This window comes from Streptomyces griseorubiginosus (genome assembly GCF_001514195.1).
Classification (GTDB): Bacteria; Actinomycetota; Actinomycetes; order Streptomycetales; family Streptomycetaceae; genus Streptomyces; species Streptomyces griseorubiginosus.
Genome location: NZ_KQ948739.1, coordinates 388100 through 402559 on the forward strand (window position 1 = coordinate 388100; position 14460 = coordinate 402559).

A 14460-nucleotide genomic window follows, 5' to 3' on the forward strand; every position below is an offset into this window, starting at 1 on the left:
GCTGGCATCATCGGGGGATGGTGCAGGTGTGTCTGAACGGTCCGCGTGGGGCGGCCGACGGGACGGCGGTACCGCTGACGCCCGAGGCCATGGCCCGGTCGGCGGCCGAAGCCGTCGCGGCAGGCGCGACGGACATCCATGTCCACCCCAAGACACCGTGCGGACAGGACAGCCTGTCGCCGCGTGTGGTCGCGGCGACGCTGGAGGCGATCCGGGCCCTGGTGTCGGTCCCGGTCGGTGTGACCACCGGCGCCTGGTCCGAGCCGGACCCCGCCGCCCGGGTCGCGCGCGTCCGGGAGTGGACCGTGCTGCCCGACCACGCCTCGGTCAACTGGCACGAGCCGGGTGCCGAGTCGGTGGCGGCCGCCCTGATCGAGCGCGGGGTGGGCGTGGAGGCCGGGGTCTGGTCGGGGACCGACGCGGCGGCCCGGTTCGCGAGGTCACCGCTCGGACCGAGGGTGCTGCGGGTGCTCGCGGAGGTGACCGACACGGAGGCGGCCGAGACCGCAGCGCACCGCCTCCTCGCCGACCTGGGCCCGGCTCACGGCCGCCCGGTGCTGCTGCACGGCGAGGACGCCGGAGCCTGGCCGGTGCTGCGGCTGGCCGGACGGCTGGGGCTCGCGACCCGGGTGGGCCTGGAGGACACGCTGGTCCTGCCGGACGGGCAACGGGCCGTGTCCAACGCTCAGTTGGTGTCCGAGGGGCTGGTCCAGTACGGGTGCGCCCAGCGCTCGTCGTAGGGCAGGGCGAGGAGTTCGGCCTGGACGGCCAGGTCGGCCTCGCCGCAGGCGCGGAGGCGGGCGGGGGCATGGGCGGCCAGCCAGGACCGGAGGGCGGCGACCGCGGAGCCCTCGTCGTCCTGGATCCACCAGAGCCACGGCGAACCGTCGGTGATCAGGTGGTACAGCCAGTCCTTCGCACAGCTCACCAGGTGCGCCTCGACGGCGGGCCCGTCCCGGAAGCGGTCGAGGAGCGGGGTCATGTCGTCCAGGATCATGGCGCACGTCTCGAACACGTCGTGGACGGGGTACGGCGGCTCGGGGTTCGTGAGGGTGTCGTCCCACCAGGCCAGCACGAACGCCTCGACGGCTCCGGCCTGCCGGGGCGGCCAGGCCCGCCAGTCGACGCGGCTCAGGCCGTGCCAGGCCCAGCCGATGCCGTCCAGACTGCCGTCGGCCATGGCGTGCGCGGTCTGCGGGAGGAGGCGACGCATCACCGCCGGGTGGTCCTCGAAGTGACCGGGGCTCTCGAACACGAACCGGCGGACCAGATCGGCGGGCACGCGCGTGTACGGCGTACGCAGATACGCGATCTCCTCGGGCCCGTAACACCGCTCGCAGCCGGTCTCGGTGGGGCTCGCGAAGCCGTTGAACACGGTGTCGATGTCGGCGAGGGCCGCGGCAAGGGCCGTTGAGGTCATGGGAGTTGGTCCCGTCAGGACTCCGGCCGCGGTGTCGCCGCCGACCGAAGATCGCGACGCTACCAGGCCCTCGAAGGGGGAGCCAGCGATTTCCCCGGGACGCAGTGACCGCCACCGTGGCTCAACAGCACTCCCCCGCCGCCCCTTTCGGTCGCCGTTCCCCGCTCTGCTGCACCAGCAGGCGAGACCCCGTGTGACGGTCGCCGAAGACGTCGTCCGGGTTGGACAGCACGCAGGTGTCGAGGGAGAGGCAGCCGCAGCTGATGCAGTCGGTGAGATGGTCGCGCAGACGGTTCAACTGCTTGATGCGCTCGTCCAGTTCGGAGCGCCAGGCCTCGGAGAGCCGGGCCCAGTCCTCACGGGTGGGGGTGCGTTCCTCGGGGAGCTCGGAGAGGGCGTCGCGGATCGTGGCCAGCGGGATGCCGACCCGCTGCGCGGCCCGGACGAAGGCGACCCGGCGCAGCGCGTCACGGGAGTAGCGGCGCTGGTTGCCCGTGGTGCGGCGGCTGCTGATCAGCCCCTTGGACTCGTAGAAGTGCAGGGCGGAGACGGCGGCGCCGCTGCGCGCGGCGAGCTGGCCGACCGTGAGCTCGTGGATCTTCTCGGGAATCTGGGGCACCCCTCGAACCCTACCCATGCCGCCACCGCCGCGAGTCCGTTGACAGGGGCTCTCCGGCCGACCATGCTAAGCAGTCGCTTAGACATGATGGGGCGAGGAGGCCGGGACATGGCAGAGCCGAGGATCTTCACGGGTGCGGACGACCTGAAGGCGGCGGTGGGCGAGGAGCTGGGGTACACCGACTGGCTGGAGGTCGACCAGAAGCGCATCGACCTGTTCGCGGAGGCCACCGGCGACCACCAGTGGATCCACGTCGACCCGGAGAAGGCCGCCGCGGGGCCCTTCGGCACGACCATCGCGCACGGCTACCTCACGCTCTCCCTGCTGCCGCTCTTCGGGCCCCAGCTGATCAAGGTCGAGGGCGTGAAGATGGGCGTCAACTACGGGACGAACAAGGTGCGTTTCCCCGCGCCGGTGCCCGTCGGCTCCCGGCTGCGCGCCACCGCGCGGATCACCGGAGTCGACGACGTCGCGGGCGGGGTGCAGGTCACCGTGGCCTTCAGCGTGGAGCGCGAGGGCGGGGACAAGCCGGTGTGCGTGGCGGAGTCGGTGTCGCGGTACTACCTGTAGACGCGGTACTACCGGCGGGGCTGTCGCAGGGGCCCATGGGGGCTACTTCGCCGCCCCCACCATCCGCAGCACGAGGTCGGCGTCGAGCGCGCCGACCTCGTCGGGGGTCCACGGCCCGTCGACGTTGAACCAGCGGGCCACGTCGATGCAGAGCGACATCACGGCGAGGGTGGTGCCCTTGACGTCGAGGACGTCGAACTCGCCGGAGGCGATGCCGTCCTCGATGATCCCGCGCACCACGGCGTCGCACTGGCGGCGCAGGTCGAGGATCTCGGCGCGGGCGTCGGGGCCGAGGGAGTCGAGTTCGTACTGGACGACCCGGGCGGTGGTACGGCCGCCGGCGTGCCAGCGGACGAACGAGCTCACGGCGTCGGTCAGCCGCTCGGTGGCGGTGCCCTCGCGGCGGGCGGCGACCTGGAGGATCTCCAGGGCCTTGGTGTGCCCGATCCGGCTGATGCGGTGGAGCAGTTCTTCCTTGGTCTTGTAGTGGATGTAGAGCGCGGCGGGGCTCATTCCGGCCCGGCCGGCGATGTCGCGGGTCGTGGTGGCGTGGTAGCCGCGCTCGGCGAACGCCTCCACCGCGGCGACGAGCAGCCGCCGCGCCGCGTCGGGCGTGACCTCACCCCACGCCGACGTCTCGCCGCCGGCCGTCTCCTCCGCCGTGCTCATCGCACACCCCTCTCCACCGTTCAGAACCCCCACCATACCGCCGAACCTGAGCAACCGCTTAGCCTCCCCGCTCGGACGGGGGGACCGCGGGAGGGCCGACAGGGCGGGGAGGACAGGTGGCACGTGGCGGGCATGGGACGCGGACGCCGATCACCGGGTCGGCGGGGCCGGAGTTCACATCGCCCGACGGGGCCCGGCCGAGGATGCCCCCACAGGCCGCTGGACGGCGGCCGAGTACGGCGGCGACGCGAGGGGCGGCTCGACGTCGTCCACCACGCCAAGGGCGTGCTTCCGGGGAAGGACGGGCCCGTGCGCACCTCAAGGCGGCCGTCATCCCCGCCCTCCGCAGGTGGCGGCACGCGGAGGGCCGGTGACGGCGGAGCCTCAGAGCTTCTCGAAGGGGTCGTGTTCGGCGAGGAGCTTCTCCAGGCGGGCCTGGTCGACGCGGCTGACGATCTGGCCGGCCTCCTGGCGGTCACGGATCACCTTGGCCAGGGTGAAGGCGGAGGTGACGAGGTACAGGACGGCGATGGCGAGGAACCCCCGCACCCAGGCATCCGCGTTCAGCCGGAAGATGCCGATGGCCGTGGCCGCCATGGCCACACCGAAGGAGGCCACGGCCTGTCCGTAGAAGGCCGCGGTGTTCTGCTGCTTGACCGGTGTCTCACTCATGGACAGAGTCTCGGACTGCGGCGACCCCGGCCACATCCGCTCAGATACTCATCCCGTACTCAGAACGCCGACACACCGGTCAACGCGCGCCCGATCACCAGCTTCTGGATCTGGCTCGTGCCCTCGTACAGGGTCATCACGCGCGCGTCCCGCAGCAGTTTGCCCACCGGGTACTCGTCTATGTAGCCGTATCCGCCGAACACCTGCACCGCGTTGTTCGCGGCCCGCACCGCGGCCTCCGAGGCGAACAGCTTGGCCTTGGAGGACTCCACGGCGAAGGGCAGGCCGCGGTCGATCAGATCGGCGACCCGCCAGGTCAGCAGTCGGGCCGCGTCCACGTCCACGGCGATGTCGCTGATCAGCTCCTGGACCAGCTGGTGCCCCGCGATCGGCTTGCCGAACTGCTCGCGCTCACCGGCGTACCGGACCGCCGCGTCCAGCGCGGCCTGCGCGATCCCCACACATCCCGCCGCCACCGACATCCGCCCCTTGGCCAGCGCGGACATCGCGACGGAGAACCCCTTGCCCTCGGGTGCCAGCATCGCGGAGGCCGGCACCCGCACCCCCTCCAGGACGAGTTCGGCGGTCGCCTGTCCGCGCAGGCCGAGCTTGCCGTGGACGGTCCGGCGGGTCAGACCGGGGGTGTCGGTCGGGACCAGGAACGCGGAGACGCCCTTGTGGCCGGGCGCGTCCGTCGAGCGGGCGAACAGGAGCACCACGTCGGCCCACGTGCCGTTGGTGATGAACATCTTGGTGCCGTCGATGACGTACTCGTCGCCGTCCCGCACCGCGCGGGTGGCGAGGTTGCCCGCGTCGGAGCCGGTCCCGGGCTCGGTGAGGCCGAAGCAGCCGACGTACTCCCCGGAGGTGAGCCCCGGCAGCCAGCGCCGCTTCTGCTCCTCGCTCCCCCAGGCCGCGACCGTCTTGGCGACCAGCCCCAGGGAGACCGACACGATCCCGCGCACGGAGGAGTCGCCCCGCCCGAGCTCCTCGGTGACCAGGCAGTACGCGAGATGGTCACCGCCCGAGCCGCCGTACTCCTCGTCGATCGTCAGCCCGAGGAACCCGACCTCGCCGAGTTTCTTGACGATCGAACGGTCCACTTCTTCGGCGCGATCCCAGGCCACGACATGGGGAGCGATCTCACGGTCCACGAAGTCCCGCGCCAGCCGCCGGACGGCGGTCTGCTCCTCGCTGAGCCCCAGGTCGACCACGAGATCACCTCACTTGAGAAGGACACCTTTAAATTAGCACTGCTAGTTTAGCTTCCGCCGCCCTACTATGTGCGCCATGGCCCGACCGCGCAAGCCCCTCCTCAGCACCGACCGGATCGTCGAGACGGCCCGCGCGCTCGTGGACACCGAGGGTCTGGCGGGCCTCTCCACCCGCCGGCTCGCCGCGGAGCTCGGGGTCAGCGGCCCGTCGCTGTACAACCACTTCCGCACGAAGGACGAGATCCTGGAGGCGGTCGCCGACTCGGTGAGCGCCCAGGTCGACCTGTCGATGTTCCAGGACGGCCGGCCGTGGCGGACCGCCCTGCACGACTGGGCCGTCTCCTACCGCTCCGCCCTGCGCGACCACCCCAACATCGTCCCGGTCCTGGCCCAGGGCCCCGGCCGACGTCCCGCGGGACTCCGGCTCGCCGACGCGGTCTACGGCGCGATGGTCGACGCGGGCTGGCCCCCGGCCCAGGCCACGTCCATCGGCGCGCTGATGCGGTACTTCATCATGGGCTCGGCCCTCGGCTCCTTCGCGGGCGGCTTCGTGGACGACGCCAGCGCGTACGACCCGGCCGACTACCCCCACCTCGGCCAGGCCCACCTGCTCGCGGAACAGCAGGAGAAGATCGACGAGCGGGCCTTCGAGACGGGCCTCGGCGCCCTGCTGGAGGGGCTGGCCCAGCAGTACGAGCAGGTCGGACGCACCGCGTAGCGGCGCCTGCCGGCAGAGGAACTCCGGGGCCGCCACCGGTACGTCCGCGGTCCAGCGCGGGGTCGGCACGGGCACAGGCACAGGCACACAAGCACCGGCACGGGCATGGGAACGGGCACTCAAGCACCGGCGTTGGCACCGGCACGGCAACGCAGCCGTCCGAAATCCGCGAGCTTTTCGGCCCCGCGCCTTCCTACCCTCGGAAGCATGATGAACCCCCGCCGCACCGAACTGCTGGCAGCCGGCGCAGCCACCGTCACCGTCGTCCTGTGGGCCTCCGCCTTCGTCTCCATCCGCAGCGCGGGCGAGGCCTACTCCCCCGGCGCCCTGGCCCTCGGCCGGCTCCTGTCCGGCGCACTCGCCCTGGGCGTGCTCTGCCTGGTGCGGCGGGAAGGCCTTCCGCCGCGCGAGGCCTGGCGAGGCATCGCCGTCTCCGGCATCCTCTGGTTCGGCTTCTACATGGTCGTCCTGAACTGGGGCGAACAGCAGGTCGACGCGGGCACCGCCGCCCTGGTCGTCAACATCGGCCCCCTGCTGATCGCCCTGCTCGGCGCCCGACTGCTCGGCGACGCGATGCCGCCCCGGCTGCTGGCCGGCATGGCGGTGTCCTTCGCGGGCGCGGTCACCGTGGGCCTGTCGATGACGGACGAGGGCGGCTCCTCCGTGCTCGGCGTGGTGCTGTGCCTGCTCGCGGCGATCGCCTACGCGGGCGGGGTCGTCGCCCAGAAGCCCGCCCTCGGGTCGGCGAGTCCCCTCCAGGTGACGACGTTCGGCTGCCTGGTCGGGGCCGTCGTCTGCCTGCCGTTCGCCGGGCAGCTGGTGTCGGAGGCGGCCCACGCCCCCGCCTCCGCCACGCTCAACATGGTCTACCTGGGCGTCTTCCCGACCGCCCTGGCCTTCACCACCTGGGCCTACGCCCTCGCCCGTACGACGGCCAGCCGGATGGGCGCGACCACGTACGCGGTGCCCGCCCTGGTCGTCCTGATGTCCTGGCTGGCGCTCGGCGAGGTCCCCGGGCTGCTCACCCTCGCGGGCGGGGCGCTGTGCCTGGCGGGCGTGGCGGTGTCGCGGTCCCGGAACCGGAACGCCGCGGGCCTGGTGACCGTGACGGCACCGGTTCCGCAGCCCGAGAAGGCCTCGGACTCCTCGTAAAGGACCCCGTCCGCGAGGACCGTGGGTCAGAACACGACCAACGCCCTGCCGCCCTTGCCCGCCAGCATGTTGTCGAAGGCCGCCGGGATGCCGTCCAGGGCGATCCGCTCGGTCACCAGCATCCCGAGGTCCAGGCGGCCCGCCCGGACGTGCTCGGCGAGCACCGGCAGGTCCTGGGCGGGGTCGGAGTTGCCGTAGACGCAGCCCGCGAGGGTCCGTCCCCAGTGGAAGATCTCCAGGGCGTTGAAGGTGACCTGCTGGTCCTTGCCGCCGATGCCGACGACCGTCGTACGGCCGCCGCGGCGGGTGGAGTCCCAGGCCGTGCGGATGGTGGAGGCGCGGCCGACGCACTCGACGGCGACATCGACGCCCTGCTTTCCGGTGAGACCCCTGATCTCGCGGGCGGTGTTCTCCGAGGCGATCACGTAGTCGGTGGCTCCGGCGGCGCGCGCCAACTCCTCCTTCTCCGGGGAGACATCGACCGCGACGATCCGCGAGGCACCGGCGATCCGGGCCGCCTGGAGCGCGGCCAGGCCCACGCCCCCGACGCCGTACACCGCGACCGTCTCGCCCTCGCGGACCCGGGAGGCGTGGTGGACGGCGCCGTAGCCGGTGAGGACGGCACAGCCCAGGAGGGCCGCGTCGGTGAGCGGGATGCCGTCGGGGAGGGGCAGGAGGCAGGACTGCGGGACGACCGTCTCCTCGGCGAACGCGGCGACGTTCAGGCCAGGGTGGAGGTCGGTGCCGTCGGCGGTGCGGGCGTAGACGTCGGCGGCACCCTTGAGGGCGTTGGCGCACAGCCAGACCTCGCCGAGCGAGCAGGCGTGGCAACTGCCGCAGGAGGGAGCCCAGTTGAGGACGACTCCGGCGCCGGGCGCCACACCGGTGACGCCCTCGCCCACGGCGACGACCGTCCCCGCGCCCTCGTGGCCGAGGACGGCCGGGACGGGGACGCGCATGGTGCCGTTGGAGAGGGACAGGTCGGAGTGGCAGACCCCGGCGGCGGCGAGCCGGACCCGGACCTGGCCGGGGCCGGGGTCCGGGAGCTCGATGTCGGTGACCTCCAGGGGAGCGCCTACGGCGGGAAGGACTGCTGCGCGAACCACGTGAAGGCTCCTAGAACTGGAGGGACTTGGTCTGGAGGTACTCGGTGAGGCCGTGCGAGCCGAGCTCGCGGCCGACGCCGGACTGCTTGTAACCGCCGAAGGGGGCAAGGGGGTTGAAGCGGCCGCCGTTGATGTCGACCTGGCCGGTGTCCATCCTGCGCGCGAAGGCCACCGCCTCCGCCTCCTCACCGGCCCAGACGGCGCCCGCGAGGCCGTACACCGTGCCGTTGGCGATGCGCAGGGCGTCCTCCTCGTCCTCGTAGCGCAGGATCGACAGGACCGGGCCGAAGATCTCCTCCTGGGCGATCGTCATCTCGGACGTCACGTCGGCGAAGACCGTCGGGGCGACGAAGTAGCCCTGATCTCGCGGGGATTCGGGGCCACCGGCGACCAGCCGGGCACCCTCGGCCACGCCCTTCTCGATGTAACCGCGCACCCGTGCCTGCTGCTTGGCGTTGACGACGGGGCCGATGCGCTCGCCGTACTTCGCGGCAGCGGCGGCGGCCAGCTCGACGGCCTCCTCGTACTGGTCCCGGTGGACCAGCATCCGGGTCCAGGCACTGCATGTCTGGCCGGAGTTGGACATGACGTTGGCGACGCCGACGTTGACGGCCTTGGCGAGGTCGGCGCTCGGCAGGATGACGTTGGCGGACTTGCCGCCGAGCTCCAGGGCGACCTTCTTGAGCGCGGCACCGGCGGTCGCGCCGATCTGCCGGCCGACGGCGGTGGAGCCGGTGAAGGAGACCAGGTCGACCCCGGGGTGCTCGGCGAGGGCCTGTCCGGCGACCGGGCCGAGGCCGGTGACCAGGTTAAAGACACCGGCCGGGACGCCCGCCTCATGGACCGCCTCGGCGAAGAGCTGGGCGACCAGCGGGGTGTCCTCGGCGGGCTTCAGGACCACCGTGCAGCCCGCCGCCAGCGCCGGGGCGACCTTGGCGACGATCTGGTGCAGCGGGTAGTTCCAGGGGGTGATCGCGGCCACCACACCGACCGGTTCCAGGTGGACCGTGGAGTTGCCGACCTTCTCCTCGAACGGGTGGGTCGCGGCCAGCTCGGCGTAGGAGCCGGCGACCGCGACGGGGACGGCCGCGTGGACGTTCTGCGAGAACTTCAGCGGCGAGCCGAGTTCGGCGGTGACCGTCTCGGCGATCTCGTCCTTGCGGGCGGCCAGCACGTCCCGGAGGGCGGCCAGCCGGGCGGCCCGCTCGGCCGGAGCGGTGGCGGCCCAGGCCGGGAGGGCGGCGAGGGCGGCCCGTACGGCGAGGTCGACGTCCTCGGCGGTGCCCGCCGGGACCCGCCCGATGACCTGTTCGTCGGCCGGGTTCACGACCTCGATCACGTCCGGTCCGGTGGCCGGGCGCCACTCGCCGTCGATGTACATGCCGTCGTGCGCCTTCATGGTGCGTCCTCCCGGGCTGGGCCGTGTCGTCGTCCGGCTCACATAGTCCAGCCCACAAACTAGCGGCGATAGTTTTTCGACGCCAGGGCGGGCCGGACGACCCCAGGAGATCAGAAGTCGGCCCGCGGCCGCTCGTCGGGCCGTTCGGTGCCGGCGAAGAGCTGTGTGTCGATGTACGGGCGACGATCAGGACGGCCCTGGAACTGGTTCAGGACCGCCCCGGCACTGGTTCAGGACCGCCCCGGTACTGGTGAGGTGCGGTCGCATCGCACCGCCCAGGGCCTGTCCGGTGCCAAGCCCCTTCGGCGCGCACGGAGTTCACTCGTCCAGGTCCGGCAGGTGGTCCGGGGACGGGCAGATGCGTTCGCCGTGCTGGTCGAAGACGAACAGGTGGGAGATGTCGACGAGGAGGGGGACCTGCATGCCGCGGCGGAGGTCGATGTCCGGGGTGGTGCGGACGACCAGGTCGCCGGGGAGGCGGGGGTCGGGCGGTGTGGCGCCGGGACCGGGCTCCGGCGCGTCGTCCAGGACCACGACCGGGCCCGCCCGCAGGGAGCCGGCGCGCTCTCTTAGGCGGTTCAGGACGGTGCCGTCGCGGCGGCGCCGGGCCGCCGGGCGGGCGGTGGGCCGCGCGGCCTCCAGGTCGGGGACGTGGGCCGGACGGGAACCGGTGTTGAAGTGGACGAGGACCTCGTGCCCCTGGAACTCCACGTGCTCGACCAGCCCGGTGATCGGCATCTCGCCCGGCCGGGCGGAGCCGGGGTGGGCGATGCGGACGGCCTCCGAACGCAGCCCGACGATGACCTCACGGCCCTGCTGGACGCGGAGCAACTGGTGGTCCAGGGAAAGCGGTTCGGGCAGCCGCAGGTACTGCTTGCCGAGGCTGATGGTCATGGCCCCGTCCAGCGGGGCCCGGACCAGGCCGCGCAGGAGGTTGATGCGCGGGGTGCCGATGAACGCGGCGACGAAGACGTTGCGGGGCAGGGCGTACACCGAGCGCGGGGAGTCGACCTGCTGGAGGACTCCCCCGCGCATCACGGCGACCCGGTCGCCCAGCGACATGGCCTCGGCCTGGTCGTGGGTGACGTAGACGGTGGTGACGCCCAGTTCGCGGGTGAGGCTCGCTATCTCGGCGCGCAGGTGGTTGCGGAGCTTGGCGTCGAGGTTGGACAGCGGCTCGTCCATCAGGAAGGCGGAGGGGTGGCGGGAGATGGCCCGGCCCATCGCCACGCGCTGGCGTTCACCGCCGGAGAGCTGGGCCGGGTAGCGGTCGAGGAGGTCCTCGATGCCCAGCATGCGGGCGGTGGCGTCCACCCGCGGGCGCGGGTCCGCGCCAGGGGCCTCGATGCGCAGCGGGAAGCCGATGTTCGCGCGGGTCGTCATGTTCGGGTAGAGGGCGAAGTTCTGGAACACCATCGCCATGCGCCGCTCGGCGGGCCCCAGGTCGTTGGCGTACTCGCCGTCGAGCCTGAGTTCGCCCTCGGTGATCTCCTCCAGCCCGGCGATCATGCGCAGGACGGTGGACTTGCCGCAGCCGGAGGGGCCGAGCAGGACGAGGAACTCGCCGGGCGCGATGTCGAGCGTGAGACGGTCCACCACCCGGGTGCCTCGGGTGTACGTCTTGCTCACGTCGTGCAGGGAGATGGAGCGTGTCATGGCAGTGCCCCCGGGGGCTGACTCAGGCGTTGGTGCTCCGCGTTCGGACGACCCCGGACGGCTCGCACGGGGCTGTGGGTCACGGAAGTTAACGGAACGCACCCGGTGGGGGGAAGGGACCGGACGGGATCCGGCACTCCCGTCCAGTCCCTGAGAAAGCGGACGACCTGGTTCAGCGAACCGCCACGTTCGTGGACAGCTGCCACACGGGGATCTCGGGCTCGCGATTCCGGGGGTCGGCACCTTGCGGCACGGAGCTCCGGGGCCCGTTGTCCGAGGGATCGGGGGCACGCGAGCCGGGACCTGGGAGCCCGGCGTTCGAGGACCCGGGACTTGCGGGCCCGGGGCTCTGGAGTCCGGTACTTGCGGATCCGGGGCTCTGGAAGCCGGGACTTGAGGACCCAGGACTTGAGGACCCGGGGCTCTGGAGCCCGGGACTGGCGGGCCCGGAACCTGTCGGCCCGGGACTGCGGAGCCCGGTGGACCGGGTCGGGCCGGGCCGGGGCTCGCGGGTCCGGACGAGGTGGGCGAAGACCACGACGTTGCTGGTGTAGCCCGTCCGTCTCGTGAAGAGCCCGCCGCAGGTGATCACGCGCAGTTCCGGGCGCCGGGACCGGCCGTAGACCTCCTTGTCGGGGAAGCCCGCCTTGTCGAAGACCTTCACCCGGTCCACGGCGTAGACGGCGGTACGGCCGTCCGCGCGCCGCGCCTCGATGAGCTTGCCGGGCTTCACCTCGGCGAGGGCGGCGAAGACGGCGGGGCCGGTCCTGGTGTCGCGGTGGCCCACGGCGATCGCCGTGCCGGGCTCACCGGGGGTCGGGCCGCCCTCGTACCAGCCCACGAGCTTCGGCTTGTCGACCGGCGGTGTCGCCAGCTCCCGGCCCTTGATGAGCCCGAGGCCCATGACCGGGGCGTTGATGCCCAGGGACGGAATGCGCAGGGACGTCGGCCGGGACCGGGACAACGGGCGCGGCGGGGGCATGCGCGGCGGGGTGCTCCGCGGCGGGCGGCGGGCCGAGGGAGTCGACCCCACGGCCGCTCCCGGCCCACCGGCCACCTTCGCATCCGGGCCGGCGCCCGAGCCGGCGGCCGCCACGGCGTCCGGGCCGCCGGCCCCGTCCGGCAGGGGCGGCCCGTCATCGGCCGTGCACCGCACCCCCGTCGTCACCAGGACGACCGTGAGCAGGGCCGTCCTGGTGAGACGGTAGGCGCGGGTCCGGTACCAGGGCCTGCGTCTGCGCCTACGCGGCGCCATGGGGCCGACGGCGGTTCTGCCGGAACCAGGCGACGCCGCCGACCGCCACCAGGCCGACCGCGCCGGCGCCGGCCACCGGCGCGTACGCGGCCGCGGTGTCGACGAGACCGCCGCCACCCGCGTGCACACCGCCCTTCGGGCCGTTGGAGTCGCTCTGACCCCAGGCCGCGCCGCCGCCCTGCTGCCGGTCCTCGATCTGGTCGCCCGGACGGCGCCCGCCGTCGCGGTTGGCCTCATGGCAGTTGACGCGGAAGACCTTCTCCTTGGTGACACCCGCCACGATCCACGTGATCTTGTACTGTCCGTCCGCCACGCCCAGCGGGTCGGTGTGGCCGGCACCTCCGGCGAGCTGGATGGCGCCGGTCACGGTCGCGGCGGTGGGCAACGGAGGCTGGGGGGTGATGGTGTAGGGGATGGTGGTGAGAGTGTCGAAGTTGACGGCATCCAGGTAGAACTTGCAGACCCTGGGGTCGTCCTTCGAGACGCCGAAGGGCACACCCACGCGGTGGATCCTGATGTCACCGTTCTCTCCTGCGGCCGAGGCGGCCGGTGCCGCCACCCAGGAGGCGCCGGACGCGGCGAGGGCGGTGAGGACGACAGTGGCACCCGCGCGGGCGCGGAGACCACGTGGGAGTGTCAGGCTGGGCATGCGCGCTCCTCCGATTCAGACGATTTTCATACAAATCGTTCTTTCGCGAGGACTCTGCTTCATGGGTGCGGCGGTCGGCCGCATCGACGCCCGGCGCGCCGTCAGATATCGCTCGTGCGGCGCAATCCCGAGCGCTTCGGCCGCTCCCCCGCGGCCGGTCCGGCCCCCTCCTCGCGCCGCGCCGCCGAGCGCAGCGCGACTCCCGACGACACCAGCAGCAGGCCGCCCAGCATCACGAACGGAGCCGCTACTCCCGCGACCCCCGCCACCAGCCCCGCGGTGGCCGGTGCGGCGACCTGGCCGAGGCGGTTGCCGGTCAGGCGCAGGGCGAGGGCGGTGGAGCGGGCGCCGTCGGGGGCGGCCTGGACGACCGTCGTCATCGACAGGGGCTGTCCGACACCGAGGCAGAAGCCGAGCAGCGCGAGCATCACCGCCAGCGCCCACCCCGGGACCGGCAGTGCGACACCCGCGCACAGGAGGGCGCCCAGCAGACACGTCACGGTGAGGAGCGCCGCGCGCCCCAGCAGCCGTAGCAGCGGAGTCAGCACCAGACGGCAGGCGATGGTCGCCGCCGCGCGCAGGCTCAGCAGCAGACCGATCACCGAGGGAGCTATGCCCCGGTGCTCGCCGACCACCGGGAGGTACGCGGTGAGGATGTCGGTGGCGGACAGCACGGACAGGCTCACGAAGATCCCGCCGGGTACGCCCCTGGCGCGCAGGATGCGTCCGACGGGGACCCGGTCGCCCGGCCCGCTACGGGACGTGGCCGCCGTGTCGCGGTGCTCGATGCGCCACAGCGAGGTGAACGAGACCGCCGCCCCCGCGCCCGCGACGAGCAGCGCGAGCGCGCTGGTGCCCGCCCGGTCGGAACCGCCGATCAGCGCGCCTGCCGCGAGCGGGCCCACCAGCTGGCCGAGGGAGACGCCGATGGTGAAGTGGCCGAAGTTGCGGTCCTGTTCGTGCGGGGCGGACTGGCGGGCGACCAGGGACTGGGAGCCGATGACGAAGCAGAGGTGGCCGAGCCCCATCACCCCGCTCCAGACCGCCATCGTCCACAGGGAGTCGGCGACCCCGCTCAGCGCGCACCCGCCGGAGATGAGCACCACTCCCACGGGCAGCAGCGGCGCACACCGCCCGTGGTCCGTACGGCGGCCCAGCGGTACGGCGGCGAACAGCGGGAGCAGCGCGTACACACCGGCGATGACACCGATCGCGCGTTCGTCCGCGCCCAGCGCGAGGGCCCGGTAGGAGACGGCGGGCCGTGCCATCGACACCGCCCCCTGCGTGAAGCTGAAGGCGATGACGAGGCGGAGCAGCCAGCCGCGGTTCCCACCGGGCGCCATGTTCAAGTCTCCCTGGAG

The 14460-nt window shown here is 72.7% G+C and carries 14 protein-coding genes and 1 pseudogene; 4 read left to right on the plus strand and 11 right to left on the minus strand.

Features of this window, described 5'->3' with window-relative positions; genetic code table 11:
* Window positions 1–17 precede the first annotated feature (17 nt).
* The gene (locus AQJ54_RS27520; RefSeq protein WP_062241738.1) at window positions 18–740 is read left to right on the plus strand and encodes a 3-keto-5-aminohexanoate cleavage protein; all 723 of its coding nucleotides are present in this window, start codon (window positions 18–20) and stop codon (window positions 738–740) included.
* Here AQJ54_RS27520 and AQJ54_RS27525 read toward each other — a convergent pair.
* Both AQJ54_RS27525 and soxR read right to left on the minus strand, forming a co-directional pair.
* Window positions 686–1420, minus strand: a complete 735-nt coding sequence (locus tag AQJ54_RS27525) for a hypothetical protein (protein ID WP_062241740.1) — start codon at window positions 1418–1420, stop codon at window positions 686–688. The two genes, AQJ54_RS27520 and AQJ54_RS27525, sit on opposite strands and share 55 nt — an antisense overlap.
* Before the next feature lie 121 nt (window positions 1421–1541).
* Window positions 1542–2039, minus strand: coding sequence for a redox-sensitive transcriptional activator SoxR (gene soxR / locus AQJ54_RS27530; protein ID WP_062028677.1), 498 nt, complete (start codon window positions 2037–2039; stop codon window positions 1542–1544).
* A gap of 108 nt (window positions 2040–2147) precedes the next feature.
* Between soxR and AQJ54_RS27535 the strand changes: the two genes are divergently transcribed.
* On the plus strand, window positions 2148–2609 hold the full coding sequence (locus AQJ54_RS27535) for a MaoC family dehydratase (RefSeq protein WP_062241742.1): 462 nt from the start codon (window positions 2148–2150) through the stop codon (window positions 2607–2609).
* A 42-nt stretch (window positions 2610–2651) separates the two neighbouring features.
* Here AQJ54_RS27535 and AQJ54_RS27540 read toward each other — a convergent pair whose 3' ends face one another.
* The 3 genes from AQJ54_RS27540 to AQJ54_RS27550 form a co-directional block, all read right to left on the minus strand.
* On the minus strand, window positions 2652–3278 hold the full coding sequence (locus AQJ54_RS27540) for a TetR/AcrR family transcriptional regulator (RefSeq protein ID WP_062241744.1): 627 nt from the start codon (window positions 3276–3278) through the stop codon (window positions 2652–2654).
* Window positions 3279–3662: 384 nt separating this feature from the next.
* Window positions 3663–3950, minus strand: a complete 288-nt coding sequence (locus AQJ54_RS27545) for a YiaA/YiaB family inner membrane protein (protein WP_028809924.1) — start codon at window positions 3948–3950, stop codon at window positions 3663–3665.
* A gap of 59 nt (window positions 3951–4009) precedes the next feature.
* On the minus strand, window positions 4010–5164 hold the full coding sequence (locus tag AQJ54_RS27550; RefSeq protein ID WP_062028682.1) for an acyl-CoA dehydrogenase family protein: 1155 nt from the start codon (window positions 5162–5164) through the stop codon (window positions 4010–4012).
* Between the two features lie 76 nt (window positions 5165–5240).
* On the opposite strand from AQJ54_RS27550, the gene AQJ54_RS27555 reads away from it, so the two are divergent.
* Both AQJ54_RS27555 and AQJ54_RS27560 read left to right on the plus strand, forming a co-directional pair.
* Complete coding sequence (locus AQJ54_RS27555; RefSeq protein WP_062241745.1) at window positions 5241–5882, plus strand: TetR/AcrR family transcriptional regulator; 642 nt, start codon at window positions 5241–5243, stop codon at window positions 5880–5882.
* A gap of 207 nt (window positions 5883–6089) precedes the next feature.
* A complete protein-coding gene (locus AQJ54_RS27560; protein WP_062028683.1) occupies window positions 6090–7034 on the plus strand; it encodes a DMT family transporter in 945 nt (314 codons plus the stop codon).
* 26 nt (window positions 7035–7060) lie between these two features.
* Here AQJ54_RS27560 and AQJ54_RS27565 read toward each other — a convergent pair whose 3' ends face one another.
* From AQJ54_RS27565 to AQJ54_RS27590, 6 genes and pseudogenes are all read right to left on the minus strand, one after another.
* Window positions 7061–8140, minus strand: a complete 1080-nt coding sequence (locus tag AQJ54_RS27565) for a Zn-dependent alcohol dehydrogenase (protein ID WP_062241746.1) — start codon at window positions 8138–8140, stop codon at window positions 7061–7063.
* A 10-nt stretch (window positions 8141–8150) separates the two neighbouring features.
* Window positions 8151–9539, minus strand: a complete 1389-nt coding sequence (locus tag AQJ54_RS27570; protein WP_062241747.1) for an aldehyde dehydrogenase family protein — start codon at window positions 9537–9539, stop codon at window positions 8151–8153.
* 318 nt (window positions 9540–9857) lie between these two features.
* Entirely contained in the window at window positions 9858–11195 is a 1338-nt protein-coding gene (locus AQJ54_RS27575) for an ABC transporter ATP-binding protein (RefSeq protein WP_062241748.1), read from the minus strand.
* 496 nt (window positions 11196–11691) lie between these two features.
* Window positions 11692–12450: pseudogene (locus AQJ54_RS27580) on the minus strand (class F sortase); the annotation flags it as partial.
* Window positions 12437–13099 carry a hypothetical protein gene (locus AQJ54_RS27585; protein WP_062241749.1) on the minus strand — a complete coding sequence of 221 codons (663 nt, stop codon included), beginning with the start codon at window positions 13097–13099 and terminating at the stop codon, window positions 12437–12439. The gene AQJ54_RS27585 and the pseudogene AQJ54_RS27580, both read right to left, overlap by 14 nt.
* Before the next feature lie 101 nt (window positions 13100–13200).
* The gene (locus AQJ54_RS27590) at window positions 13201–14442 is read right to left on the minus strand and encodes an MFS transporter (protein ID WP_062241750.1); all 1242 of its coding nucleotides are present in this window, start codon (window positions 14440–14442) and stop codon (window positions 13201–13203) included.
* Between the last annotated feature and the right edge of the window lie 18 nt (window positions 14443–14460).

Coding starts and splice junctions, on each gene's coding strand:
- AQJ54_RS27555 (WP_062241745.1), top strand. CDS start 5,241: ATGGCCCGACCGCGCAAGCCCCTCCTCAGCACCGACCGGATCGTCGAG.
- AQJ54_RS27570 (WP_062241747.1), bottom strand. CDS start 9,539: ATGAAGGCGCACGACGGCATGTACATCGACGGCGAGTGGCGCCCGGCC.
- AQJ54_RS27560 (WP_062028683.1), top strand. CDS start 6,090: ATGATGAACCCCCGCCGCACCGAACTGCTGGCAGCCGGCGCAGCCACC.
- AQJ54_RS27585 (WP_062241749.1), bottom strand. CDS start 13,099: ATGCCCAGCCTGACACTCCCACGTGGTCTCCGCGCCCGCGCGGGTGCC.
- AQJ54_RS27540 (WP_062241744.1), bottom strand. CDS start 3,278: ATGAGCACGGCGGAGGAGACGGCCGGCGGCGAGACGTCGGCGTGGGGT.
- AQJ54_RS27590 (WP_062241750.1), bottom strand. CDS start 14,442: ATGGCGCCCGGTGGGAACCGCGGCTGGCTGCTCCGCCTCGTCATCGCC.
- AQJ54_RS27520 (WP_062241738.1), top strand. CDS start 18: ATGGTGCAGGTGTGTCTGAACGGTCCGCGTGGGGCGGCCGACGGGACG.
- AQJ54_RS27545 (WP_028809924.1), bottom strand. CDS start 3,950: ATGAGTGAGACACCGGTCAAGCAGCAGAACACCGCGGCCTTCTACGGA.
- AQJ54_RS27575 (WP_062241748.1), bottom strand. CDS start 11,195: ATGACACGCTCCATCTCCCTGCACGACGTGAGCAAGACGTACACCCGA.
- AQJ54_RS27535 (WP_062241742.1), top strand. CDS start 2,148: ATGGCAGAGCCGAGGATCTTCACGGGTGCGGACGACCTGAAGGCGGCG.
- AQJ54_RS27525 (WP_062241740.1), bottom strand. CDS start 1,420: ATGACCTCAACGGCCCTTGCCGCGGCCCTCGCCGACATCGACACCGTG.